Origin of the sequence: Cellulomonas gelida (genome assembly GCF_006538725.1) — a bacterium.
Classification (GTDB): domain Bacteria; phylum Actinomycetota; class Actinomycetes; order Actinomycetales; family Cellulomonadaceae; genus Cellulomonas; species Cellulomonas gelida.
This window is the reverse complement of sequence record NZ_BJLQ01000061.1, coordinates 1-10977: the sequence shown is the minus strand read 5'-3', so window position 1 is coordinate 10977 and position 10977 is coordinate 1. Positions and strand designations below refer to the sequence as shown.

General features: G+C 70.1%; 11 protein-coding genes and 1 pseudogene. 9 read left to right on the top strand and 3 right to left on the bottom strand.

Annotation, left to right across the window (positions count from 1 at the left end; all coding sequences use genetic code 11):
* The 6 genes and pseudogenes from CGE01nite_RS17075 to CGE01nite_RS16045 form a co-directional block, all read left to right on the top strand.
* Nucleotides 1-900: pseudogene (locus CGE01nite_RS17075) on the top strand (hypothetical protein); the annotation flags it as partial.
* Nucleotides 901-945: 45 nt separating this feature from the next.
* Nucleotides 946-2022 carry a redox-regulated ATPase YchF gene (ychF, locus tag CGE01nite_RS16065; RefSeq protein ID WP_048344352.1) on the top strand — a complete coding sequence of 359 codons (1077 nt, stop codon included), beginning with the start codon at nucleotides 946-948 and terminating at the stop codon, nucleotides 2020-2022.
* 78 nt (nucleotides 2023-2100) lie between these two features.
* Entirely contained in the window at nucleotides 2101-2460 is a 360-nt protein-coding gene (gene cmtR / locus CGE01nite_RS16060; protein WP_012397799.1) for a Cd(II)/Pb(II)-sensing metalloregulatory transcriptional regulator CmtR, read from the top strand.
* Complete coding sequence (locus tag CGE01nite_RS16055; protein WP_048344385.1) at nucleotides 2457-4370, top strand: heavy metal translocating P-type ATPase; 1914 nt, start codon at nucleotides 2457-2459, stop codon at nucleotides 4368-4370. The genes cmtR and CGE01nite_RS16055 overlap by 4 nt, the downstream gene beginning before the upstream one ends.
* Entirely contained in the window at nucleotides 4367-4675 is a 309-nt protein-coding gene (locus CGE01nite_RS16050; protein WP_012397801.1) for a hypothetical protein, read from the top strand. The genes CGE01nite_RS16055 and CGE01nite_RS16050 overlap by 4 nt, the downstream gene beginning before the upstream one ends.
* 224 nt (nucleotides 4676-4899) lie before the next feature.
* Entirely contained in the window at nucleotides 4900-5451 is a 552-nt protein-coding gene (locus CGE01nite_RS16045; RefSeq protein WP_141371701.1) for a hypothetical protein, read from the top strand.
* A 21-nt stretch (nucleotides 5452-5472) separates the two neighbouring features.
* Here CGE01nite_RS16045 and CGE01nite_RS16040 read toward each other — a convergent pair whose 3' ends face one another.
* Together CGE01nite_RS16040 and CGE01nite_RS16035 are read right to left on the bottom strand one after the other, a co-directional pair.
* Nucleotides 5473-6426 (bottom strand): hypothetical protein, encoded by a 954-nt coding sequence (locus CGE01nite_RS16040; RefSeq protein ID WP_048344353.1) that lies wholly within the window; start codon nucleotides 6424-6426, stop codon nucleotides 5473-5475.
* Nucleotides 6416-6979, bottom strand: a complete 564-nt coding sequence (locus CGE01nite_RS16035) for a DUF6932 family protein (protein ID WP_022925102.1) — start codon at nucleotides 6977-6979, stop codon at nucleotides 6416-6418. The genes CGE01nite_RS16040 and CGE01nite_RS16035 overlap by 11 nt, the downstream gene beginning before the upstream one ends.
* A 375-nt stretch (nucleotides 6980-7354) precedes the next feature.
* Between CGE01nite_RS16035 and CGE01nite_RS16030 the strand changes: the two genes are divergently transcribed.
* Nucleotides 7355-9253: a right-handed parallel beta-helix repeat-containing protein gene (locus tag CGE01nite_RS16030; RefSeq protein WP_229747251.1), complete on the top strand. Its 1899-nt coding sequence runs from the start codon at nucleotides 7355-7357 to the stop codon at nucleotides 9251-9253.
* A gap of 83 nt (nucleotides 9254-9336) precedes the next feature.
* Here the strand turns inward: CGE01nite_RS16030 and CGE01nite_RS16025 are convergent, their stop codons facing one another.
* A complete protein-coding gene (locus CGE01nite_RS16025) occupies nucleotides 9337-10023 on the bottom strand; it encodes a hemerythrin domain-containing protein (RefSeq protein WP_141371698.1) in 687 nt (228 codons plus the stop codon).
* 57 nt (nucleotides 10024-10080) lie between these two features.
* On the opposite strand from CGE01nite_RS16025, the gene CGE01nite_RS16020 reads away from it, so the two are divergent.
* Together CGE01nite_RS16020 and CGE01nite_RS16015 are read left to right on the top strand one after the other, a co-directional pair.
* Nucleotides 10081-10566 carry a CGNR zinc finger domain-containing protein gene (locus CGE01nite_RS16020; RefSeq protein ID WP_197080876.1) on the top strand — a complete coding sequence of 162 codons (486 nt, stop codon included), beginning with the start codon at nucleotides 10081-10083 and terminating at the stop codon, nucleotides 10564-10566.
* A 165-nt stretch (nucleotides 10567-10731) separates the two neighbouring features.
* A partial coding sequence (locus CGE01nite_RS16015; RefSeq protein ID WP_141371697.1) for a 4a-hydroxytetrahydrobiopterin dehydratase occupies nucleotides 10732-10977 on the top strand: 246 nt, incomplete at its 3' end.

The window sequence follows — 10977 nt, the reverse complement described above, 5'->3', positions numbered from 1 at the left end:
CCCGCCGATGCCGCGGCGGGGGAGTGGGGGCTCGTCCTGGTCCGGCTCGCGATCGCCGTCGCCACGCTCCTGCTCGCGTTCTGGCTCTGGTCGGTGGCGCTCGCGCGCACGCTCGTCGAGCCGGCCCGGGCCGCGAGCGGCGGGCGATCGACCGGTCTCGGCGTGTTCGGCCGCATCCCCGCGACGCCGCTCGGCGCGGTCGCCGGTCGGTGCCTCGTCTACTGGTTCCGTGACCCGCGCTACGCGGTCGCGTTCGCGATGGTCCCGTTCATCCCCGTGCTCCTGTGGGTCGTCGGGCGGGGTGGCGGGCTCATGCTCGCGGCCGGTGCCCTGGCGGCGTTCGTCTCCGGCTGGGGCCTGAGCGCTGACGTCTCGTACGACGGCTCGGCCTTCTGGATGCACGTGAGCGCGGGCGTGCGCGGCTGGGTCGACCGGCTGGGCCGCGTGCTCGCGTCGGCCGTCATCTCGGCACCGCTCGTCGTGGCGATCACGGTGGTGACGGCGGTGATCGCGGACCGGACGGACGCGCTGCCCGCCCTGCTCGGGGCGGCCGTCGGCATCATGCTCACGACGTACGGCGGCGCGAGCATCGTGTCCGCGCTGTTCGTGCAGCCCGTGCAACAGCCGGGGGAGAACCCGTTCCAGACCCGGCAGGGCGCGTCGCTCGCGACCGTGCTCTCGCAGATGGTCGGCTGGCTGGCTGTGCTCGTCGCCGCGCTGCCGTCCTCGGTGCTCGCGTGGATCGCGGTCGCACGGCCCTCGGCGACGCTCGGCTGGGTCGCGCTGGTCGTCGGGCTCGTGCTCGGTGCCGTGTGGCTCGTCGTCGGGATCCGGGTGGGCGGTCGCCTGCTCGAGCGTCGGGCGCCCGTGCTCCTGCAGCGCGTCATCGCCTTCGAGTAGCGGCCGGGTCGGGGCCGCCCGGCCGCCCCCGTAGACTCAACGCCCGTGGCACTCACCATCGGCATCGTCGGCCTGCCCAACGTCGGCAAGTCCACCCTCTTCAACGCACTGACCCGCGCGCAGGTGCTCGCCGCGAACTACCCGTTCGCGACGATCGAGCCCAATGTCGGCGTCGTGCCGCTGCCCGACCCGCGCCTGGACAAGCTCGCCGAGGTGTTCGGCTCGGAGCGCACCGTCCCCGCGGTGGTCTCGTTCGTGGACATCGCGGGCATCGTCAAGGGTGCGTCCGAGGGTGAGGGCCTGGGCAACAAGTTCCTCGCCAACATCCGCGAGGCCGACGCGATCTGCCAGGTCACGCGCGCGTTCGCCGACCCCGACGTGGTCCACGTGTCCGGCCAGGTGAACCCGAAGGACGACATCGAGATCATCTCGACCGAGCTGATCCTCGCGGACCTGCAGACGCTCGAGAACGCGATCCCGCGGCTCGAGAAGGAGGTCCGGGGCAAGAAGACCGACGCCGAGGTCCTGTCCGCCGCGCAGCGCGCGCTCGAGGTGCTGCAGACCGGCAAGACGCTGTTCGCAGCCGGCCTGGGTGACGACGAGCACGTCCGCGCGCTGCAGCTCATGACGTCCAAGCCGTTCATCTACGTCTTCAACACCGACGACGCAGGCCTGGCCGACACCGCGATGCAGGACGAGCTGCGCGCGCTCGTCGCGCCGGCCGACGCGATCTTCCTCGACGCCAAGTTCGAGTCCGAGCTCGTCGAGCTCGAGCCCGACGAGGCCCGCGAGATGCTCGAGGCCAACGGCCAGGACGAGGCGGGCCTGGACCAGCTCGCGCGCGTCGGCTTCCACACCCTGGGCCTGCAGACGTATCTCACCGCCGGCCCCAAGGAGGCTCGCGCCTGGACGATCCGCCAGGGCTGGACCGCACCGCAGGCCGCGGGCGTCATCCACACGGACTTCCAGAAGGGCTTCATCAAGGCCGAGGTCGTCTCGTTCGACGACCTGGTCGAGACCGGCTCGGTCGCCGCCGCGCGTGCCGCCGGCAAGGCCCGCATCGAGGGCAAGGACTACGTCATGCACGACGGAGACGTGGTGGAATTTCGTTTCGCCGTATAACCTCTGGCGTCGATTGAGTGGTCTGACCTGCCGATGCGATGACCAAAATAGGTCAGCAGTCACTGTATAGTTCAGTGCATGCTGACCATTGCTTCACGCCTCGACGTCATGCACCGGCTCGGCCGAGCCATGGCGGACCCGACGCGATCCCGGATCCTGATGACCCTGCTCGACGGCCCGAGCTATCCGGCGGTGCTGTCGCGCGAGCTGGAGCTGACCCGGTCGAACGTGTCGAACCACCTGACCTGTCTGCGCGACTGTGGCATCGTGGCCGCCGAGCCCGAGGGACGGCAGACGCGCTACGAGATCGCCGACCCGCACCTCGCTGCGGCGCTCACGGCGCTCGTGGATGTGACGCTGGCCGTCGACGAGCACGCGCCATGCGTTGATGACCAGTGCCCGGTGCCGGGCTGCTGCGGGACGGGGGCAGGCGCATGAGCGCGGCGTGCGGTTGCGACGAGCCCGAGACCACGGTCGGCGAAGCAGTTGAGGAGGTGCAGGAGCGACCCTGGTGGCGGGACCGCGGGATCATGGTCCCGGTCCTCTCCGGCGTCGCTTTCCTGACCGGTCTCGTCCTGGAGTGGTCCGGGCTCGAGATCCTGGCGCTGGTGCTGTTCTGGCTCGGTCTGCTGCTGGGAGCGTCGACGTTCACCCCGGGCGCGATCCGCAAACTGTTCAAGCGCAAGCTCGGCATCAGCCTGCTGATGACGATCAGCGCCATTGGCGCGGTGATCCTCGGCTACGTCGAGGAGGCCGCGGCCCTGGCTTTCCTGTACTCGATCGCTGAGGCGCTGGAGGACAAGGCGATGGACCGCGCCCGCGGCGGGCTCCGGGCGCTGCTCAAGCTCGTCCCTGAGACAGCGACCATCCGCCGCGACGGTGCGTCGGTCGAGGTCGCCGCGAAAGACCTCCAGGTGGGCCAGCTGATGCTGGTGCGGCCGGGCGAACGGATCGCGACCGACGGCGTCGTGGTCACTGGTCGTTCGAGTTTGGATACGTCTGCGATCACTGGAGAGTCGATCCCGGTCGAGGTCGAGCTGGGAGATGCAGTCTCGGCCGGTGCAATCAACTCCGCCGGCGCGCTGGAAGTCGAGACGACCGCGGCGGGCACCGACAACTCGCTGACCACGATCGTGGAGCTCGTTGAGCAGGCGCAGGCCGAGAAGGGAGACCGCGCCCGCCTCGCCGACCGCATCGCCCGACCCCTCGTCCCTGGTGTGCTCGTCCTCGCCGTCCTGGTGGCGCTGATCGGTTCGCTGTTCGGCGACCCCGAGCTGTGGGTCACTCGCGCCCTGGTCGTCCTCGTGGCGGCGTCGCCGTGCGCGCTGGCGATCTCCGTGCCGCTGACCGTGGTCGCCGCGATCGGCTCGGCGAGCAAGTTCGGCGTGATCATCAAGTCCGGTGCCGCGTTCGAGCGCTTCGGCGTGATCCGCCACGTCGCCGTCGACAAGACCGGCACCCTCACCCGAAACGAGCCCGTCGTCACCGCCGTTCTCACCGCCGACGGGACCACCGAGGCGCAGGCGCTGGCGTGGGCGGCCGCGCTGGAGCAACACAGCACCCACCCGCTCGCGGCCGCGATCACCGCCGCCGCGCCGGGGGCCTCAGTAGCCGAGGACGTGACCGAGCAGGCCGGGCACGGCATCGAGGGCAAGCTCGACGGCGCGCGGATCACGGTCGGCAGCCCCCGCTGGCTGGACGCCGGGACGCTCGGCGACCGGGTCGCAGGGCTGGAGGAGCAGGGCATGACGGTCGTCATCGTGCACCGCGACGGCGAGCCGGTCGCTGCGATCGGCGTCCGCGACGAGCTGCGCCTGGAGGTCCCGGAGGTCGTCCGCACGCTCGCCGCGCAGTGCATCGGGGTCACGATGCTCACCGGCGACAACGCCCGCACCGCCCGCGCTCTCGCGGCGAAGGCCGGGATCGAGGACGTGCGCGCCGAGCTGCGCCCCGAGGACAAGGCCGCTGCGATCGCTGAGCTCGGCCAGCATGGTTCGGTGGCGATGATCGGCGACGGCATCAACGACGCCCCCGCCCTCGCCGCCGCGGACATCGGGATCGCGATGGGCGCGACCGGGTCGGATGCCACGATCGAGTCGGCCGATGTCGCGTTCACCGGGCACGACCTGCGGCTGCTGCCGCGCGCGTTCGACCATGCCCGGCGCGGACGGCACATCATCAACCAGAACATCATCCTGTCGCTGCTGATCATCATCGCCCTGCTCCCGCTCGCCCTCTTCGGCGTCCTGGGACTCGCTGCCGTGGTGCTCGTGCACGAGATCGCGGAGGTCATCGTGATCCTCAATGGCTTGCGCGCGGCCCGGACCCGGAAGGAGCAGATCGTATGAAGGTCGAACTGCTGCACATCGTCGACTGCCCGAACACGGCCATCGCCGAAGCAAACGCGCGCGCCGCGCTGGATGCCGCCGAGCTCGCGGAAGTGCCCATCGAGCTGGTAACGATCCACACCGAGACCGAAGCGGCGAACACCCGATTCGGAGGCTCGCCCACGATCCTCGTCGACGGCGTCGACCTGTTTCCGACGCAACCGGTTCGCTCGCTCGCGTGCCGGGTCTACGCGACTGAGCGCGGGTACGCCGGTGCACCGACTCCGTCTCAGATCGAGGAGGCGTTGCACGAGACCTATCGTTGACGTCGAACGCAAGCTGTCGGTCCCGGACGCGGGGCCGAGCGCTTCACTGCACACCTCAAGAGGGTGGTATGTACCGGAAATCGGTGGAGTGGAGATTCGCGCTGTAGGGATTGGTCGCCGCGCGGAGCATCGTAGTGAGCGCGGGTTAGTCGGCTGACGCGCCTCGGGCAAGCAATAGCCGGAAGTGCTTCAGAAACTGCTTCTTGTAGTGGCAGGATCGAGCCATGGATGTCCTCGCGCTGGTGATCTCGGCCCTGTCGCTGCTGATCGCCGGCGTCGGCACTTACCAAGCGAACAAGCGCGCGAACGAGGCACTCGCCGAGTCGCGCAAGGCGGCCGAGGACGCACGCTGGTTCGCGGTGCAGGAAGCCGTGCAGCGCCTAATCGGGTTCGATCCGGCGGCCGAGCCGGTGGGGGAGCGGCTCGCCAACCTGCGCATCACGTCGATCGCGCTCGTCGACCAGCTCGACGGCTGGGATGGTATCGACTCGTGGCTGGAGGCCGAGCGCACGCTGGGCGCGACCATCGGCCGCCAGGTGATGGAGGCCGCCAAGCCCGGCGACACCGTTGAGCGGCGGGTGGCGAACCTCGACCCGCTGATGAGTTGGGCGCACGCGCTGAGCAGCAACCTGCGCCATTTGCGATCAGTCGGCCACGACGCGGCTGCACTTGCCAAGCTCCAGGTCAACGCGGAAGAGTTGGTTAGGGAAATTCATGCGCGTCACGGCTGGGATTTGCCGCCGCGGACCAACCTCCGGATCCAGCCGTTGGACTAGATGTGGTGTAACGACTCGGCCTTACGGGTTGCTCGGCACTGTGAACGACGTCGCCGTGTACTTGGGCTTAACTTCGCCGGCAGGGCCGGTTTCTTCCGTGACTGACACATCGACTGAAACTGACATGCCGGTGCGCAGCGTTGCAGTGTTCGCCGCAGGGATCTTCTTCGCGTCGATCTTGACGATCTCGCCGTCCTCGATCTCCAGCTGCCAAGCGCTGATCTCGCTGACAGTCCGCAAGATGCCGCGGATGGTGGTCGGCTCGAGCTCGAGTTCCCGAGAAGCGATGAGCTCTCCAATGTGAGCGAGTTCAGCCGTGGAGAGGCGCGTGCGCAGGCGCGCCTGGCGAGGCTGGGACCAAGTGAGATCAGGCTCGAACCCTGATTTCACCAGACCTGTCGAGAAGTCGCGCAACGTCGTGGCGACGCGCGGTCCGTACTCGCGGATGCGCGCCAAGAAGTCACTGGTGTCGGCATCTGGGCCGAGACGACGTCCGTCCTCGAGCAGTCCCAGTGCTCGCTTCATGGCGGTGTCGATCAACTGGGGCTCTGCATTGTCGTCTCCGAACAGCCCGACTTGGCCATCGGGTGAGATCTCGTCCGCTGGCGAAGTCGTCGGCACGATCTGCAGGATGAGGCTTCCCGGCAGTGGTGAACCATTGAGGTTCAGTCGGGTCTTCGAGACGACGTCGGCGGGCGGTTGCCCACGCAACGACTTGTGCCCCTTCACCGCGAGGCCTGTCGCAAGCACCAGGCGCTGAAAATTGCGAAGCGTGTCAGCAATCCCGTCGATCGCTCCCGAGTGGATCGTGATTCCTGGCCCAGTCAGGCGCAGAGACCCTGAAGAAGCGTCGCGCCGCAGCAAGCCGTGCTCAGCGCGCAGAGTCTCGATGCTCATGCGCGCAAGATCATCTGCGTCCTGCCACTCAGCTTCGCCTTGGACGTTGGCCTTGAACTGCTTCCAGTCAAACGCCATGGAAACCGTCCAGAGTCACTTCGAAGTAGCCGCGCTGCGGTAGGGCATCCGGCCGTTGCGGAGGATCTTCCTTCGCGCCGTTGCGCTTGCGCATCCAGAAGTCATCCCAGTAGCCACGATTCAACGCATATGACTGGTGCTCGACTGAGTGGGCGCGGTCCGCCTCGGGGAACACGTGCCATAGGCAGTATCGAGTATCAACGCGCAGGCCCGTCGCTGGTCGGACCTGGTTCATCCCGAACATCTGCAGGATGTACCGATCCTTGGGGTCGGTCACCTGGTCAACGAGCACGTCTTCGCCCCAGTAGACGAGGTCGATGTCGTCAGGATCGATCTTGTCGGTAAGGAAGCTGCCACCCACCCATACGCACACCACGGGGACGACAGAGCGGATGCCGTCGGTAGCGGACTCGAAGTGCTGCCAGATCTCGGCGCGGGTCGCCGACTTCGCGAACCGGGGATCGTCAACGTAGTGGGATTTGATCTCTTCCAACGACGCGCCGAATCGGCCCAGCGGAAGCAGGCCCGTCTGCTCGTCAAGTGCAGGCAGCACCAAGTCACCTCCCTGTGGGTCGCAGTCACCTGTCATTATGTCCTATCAGGGGCTGCCGACAGAGGCGGACGCGAGATCGGGTCGCGTGCCCCCGCTGCCCCACCTTCTGCGTCTCCGGAAGGGGCGAGGTGGGGGCCGAGGCGATGCCAGCCAGACACGCAACCACAGGTTGGTATGTGCCGGAATGCGGTGGAGTTCCGCTTCAACGTGTAGCTGTGCGTGCGTGCTCCCGTGCAGCCCGGCCCGGGTGACGGCGCCGCCGCTCCTGAGGCTCTGGGGTGGCCGACGGGCCGCGTGGGGTGGACCCTGAGGTGTCGAAAACGGGCCAACCCGACAACGCCGTCGGCCGGGCCCGGTCTGGGGGACCTCGTCGTGATGAAGCGCGCAGCCGTCGTCAGCACCTTCGCCCTCGTCGCAGCATCAGTACCGGTGGTGGTCCTCGCGACCCCGTCGGCAGCCGCGACGGTCACCGTGACCACGACGACCGACGTCGTCGACGGCGGCGACGGACTCGTCTCGTTGCGTGAGGCCGTCCACACGGCCAACGCCGCCGCTGACGCCACGGTCATCGACCTCGCCGCGGCCGGCACGTACTCGCTCACGCTGTGCGGCGACGACGAGGACGCGAACGTGGCCGGCGACCTCGACTACACCGGCGCGCAGGCGCTGAGGGTGAACGGCGGCGGCTCGACGATCGCGCAGACCTGTCCCGACGAACGGGTGCTCGACACGCTCGACAGCACCACGCAGGTCGCGCTCGGCGACCTCACGATCACCGGCGGTGACACCTTCGACGGCGCCGCGGTGCGGTTCGACAGCGACCTCGAGCTGACGGGCGTGACCGTGTCCGGCAACGACGCGGCGACCGGTCCGGTGCTGAACAGCGGCGAGGAGGGCCACGGGTCGAGCATCGCGGTCGTCGACTCGGTGATCGGGCCGAACACCGGCACCGGCATCCGGGTCTCGTTCGGGGGGATCTCGCTGCACGGGTCGACCATCACGCAGCACACCGGCCGGGCGATCGGCGCGATCGACGGCGCGGTCGGCATCGAGGACTCGACGATCAGCGACAACGGCCAGGGCGGTGTCTTCACGACGGGCCAGGGCGCGGGCGAGCTGACGTTCATCAGGTCGTCCGCCGTCGACAACGGCGGGCCGGGCGTCTCCTGCTCGGCGTGCGGGGACCTCGTGGTGACCGAGTCGACGATCACCGGGAACGTCCCGGCCGGCTCGACGACCGGCGGCGGCATCGTGTGGGCGGTCGACCAGGACGAGCCGACCGACGAGCGGACTGCGACGATCACCGACTCGACGGTCGCCGGGAACACGCGCGTCGGCCCGGGCGGCGGGCTGGTCGTGTCGATCGTCGAGCTGACCGACGACGCGCCGCAGGCGCAGGTCGTCGTCGTCCGGTCGACGTTCAGCGGGAACTCGGCGACCGGCGCGGACGGCCGTGGTGGTGGCATCTACGCGGTGACCGGCGAGGTCCACGTCGACGACTCCACGTTCTCGGGCAACTCCGCGGAGGTGACCGGCGGCGCTGTCTACACGAGCACGGGCGACGCGGTCCTGCGGCACGCAACGGTGGTCGGCAACAGCGCGCCGACCGGGGCGAACATCGGCACGGCGGTGGGCCTCGCGAGCTTCGGCTCGGTCGTCGGGGCGGCCGCGGGAGGCGGCGCCGACTGTGCGATCGCCGGCGCGACGACCTCGGCGGGGTACAACGTCGGCGGCGACGCGTCGTGCGCGTTCGTCGGAGGTCCCGGCGACCAGTCGAACGTCGGAGACGTGCAGCTCGGGACGCTGGCCGACAACGGCGGACCGACCCAGACCCGGCTGCCGCTCGGCACGAGCCCCGTCGCCGGCGCCGTCCCCGCCGCCGCGTGCACGGTCTTCGCGGTCGACCAGCGCGGCGTGACCCGGCCGACCGGCATCGACTGCGAGGCGGGTGCGGTCGAGATCGAGGAGCCCGCCGCCGAGGTGGTCTGCACCCGGACGGGGACCCCGTGGAGCGACCTGCTGATCGGCGGGCACGGCGACGACGTGCTGTGCGGTCTGGGCGGCGCCGACATCCTCATCGGCGGCAAGGGCGAGGACCGCCTGATCGGCGGCGACGGCGCGGACCTGCTTCTCGCAGGCCCCGGGGACGACGTGCTCGAGGGCGGAGCGGGCAAGGACCTGCTGGTCGGCGGCCCGGGAGCGGACACCATGGACGGCGGCCCGGGCAAGGACCTCTGCGTGGCGGGCGACGGCGGCACCCCCGCCCCCTGCTGAGCACGCCCGGGCTGACGTCCGGCGGGTGGCGGGCTGGCGTCGACGGGCGTGATGCTGCACGTGCCGGGCGCCTCGGCGAGAGGTCAGCTCGCGTAGATGCGGGCTCGGTGGGCCGCGAACCGGCGTCGGCCGACGAGGTGCCACAGCAGCCGGGCGGGGGCCGGGAGGTTGGCCTTGAGCCAGCCGGCTCGCTCGTCGGCGGGGACGACCTCGAGGATCCAGCCGAGCTGCAGCAGGAGGCGGTCGCGCGGGACGGACTTCATCCCGTGCTCGTGCAGCGCCGACCACTCGCGCTGCGTCATGACCGTGGACGCGGTCGGCAGGATCGCGGACTCCTCGTCGCCGAGGTGCGTCAGCAGCGTGTTGCGGATGGTGTCGAGGACGTCGGCGACGTGCTCGCGCTCGGGCACGGACGCGGTCCGCTCCCACGTGGGCAGCGCCTCGTGCAGCTCGCGCAGCTCCTCGGCCGTGACGGCGTGCTGAGCGCGCATGCGGCCGACGTGCAGCGCGCACGCGGGGGCGCGCTTCTCGAGCTCGTCCCACAGGAGGTGGTCCTCGCCCGTGTGGTGGTGGTGGAGTGCGCCCGCGACCTCACGTGCGTGGGCGGCGACGACAGCGGTGCGCCGCAGGTCGCCGTCGGCGACGCCGCGCACCAGGTCGGGCAGGTCCGTGAACGCGCGGCGGAACAGCGCGTGGATCGTGAGCATGTCGGAGGTGTCGCAGCCGGGCTGGTCGGCGCGCGACCTCGTCGGTGTGGTGGTCGTCGTCATCGCGGTCCTTACGTCACTAGTGAACGAATAACGGTGGTGACGACTATGGTGGGTCTCGTGCCCGCCGTCAACGCCCTCGACCCCTGGATCACCCAGGGTGCTGAACCGGGCGTCGCACCCGACGCGCTCGAGCGACTGCGGGCGTTGCTCAACACCGACAACCGCTTCCACGGGGTCGACACGCTCGCCGAGGCCCCCGCTCCGCTGCGCGCGCTGCGCGACGCCCTGCGTGCGTTCGTGGTCGACGGCGACCCGGCGGCGCTCGACGACGAGGCCTCGCGACGGCGGCTCGTGCTCCGGGTCGGCCCCGACGGCCCCCGGCTGACGCCCGCCGACGAGGACGACGACCTGGCCCGCCTGCTCGTCGTCGTGCTGGACGAGCACCGCGAGGGGCGGCTGCAGCGCCTCAAGGCGTGCGCCAACCCCGACTGCCAGTGGGTCTACTACGACGCGTCCCGCAACCGGTCCGGCCGCTGGTGCTCGATGGGGGAGTGCGGCGACGTGATGAAGGCCCGCGCGTACCGCGCCCGCGCGCGCACCTGAGCCCCGCACGGACCTCAGCCCCCGCGCGGCACGCGCCCTTCGCCGCGTCGATCCTGGCGAGGACGGCGGGGCGCGGTGCACGGGACGGGCCGTCGCGCCCGGCGCTCGAGCGTGGACCCGTCCGCTCGTCCTGCGCGTGTCGGACCCCCGCGTCAGCATGGGGCGATGGGAACTCTGACGGGACAGCAGATCGCCGACGCAGGTCTGACGGGCTGGGTGCACCTGCCCGGCGGGCTCCACACCCGTATCGCGACCGGGAGCTTCGCCGCCGGGCTCGCGCTCGTCAACCGGATCGGTGCCGCGGCCGAGGAGCAGGGGCACCACCCGGACGTCGACCTGCGGTACCCGCACGTCGACGTGCGGCTCACGAGCCATGACGCCGGCGGCGTGACCGAGCGCGACGTGCGGCTC

What these genes read in the sequence shown, in the direction of transcription:
- cmtR (WP_012397799.1), top strand. Translation starts at nt 2,101, where the DNA reads ATGCTGACCATTGCTTCACGCCTCGACGTCATGCACCGGCTCGGCCGA.
- CGE01nite_RS16055 (WP_048344385.1), top strand. Translation starts at nt 2,457, where the DNA reads ATGAGCGCGGCGTGCGGTTGCGACGAGCCCGAGACCACGGTCGGCGAA.
- CGE01nite_RS16050 (WP_012397801.1), top strand. Translation starts at nt 4,367, where the DNA reads ATGAAGGTCGAACTGCTGCACATCGTCGACTGCCCGAACACGGCCATC.
- CGE01nite_RS16045 (WP_141371701.1), top strand. Translation starts at nt 4,900, where the DNA reads ATGGATGTCCTCGCGCTGGTGATCTCGGCCCTGTCGCTGCTGATCGCC.
- CGE01nite_RS16040 (WP_048344353.1), bottom strand. Translation starts at nt 6,426, where the DNA reads ATGGCGTTTGACTGGAAGCAGTTCAAGGCCAACGTCCAAGGCGAAGCT.
- CGE01nite_RS16030 (WP_229747251.1), top strand. Translation starts at nt 7,355, where the DNA reads ATGAAGCGCGCAGCCGTCGTCAGCACCTTCGCCCTCGTCGCAGCATCA.
- CGE01nite_RS16025 (WP_141371698.1), bottom strand. Translation starts at nt 10,023, where the DNA reads ATGACGACGACCACCACACCGACGAGGTCGCGCGCCGACCAGCCCGGC.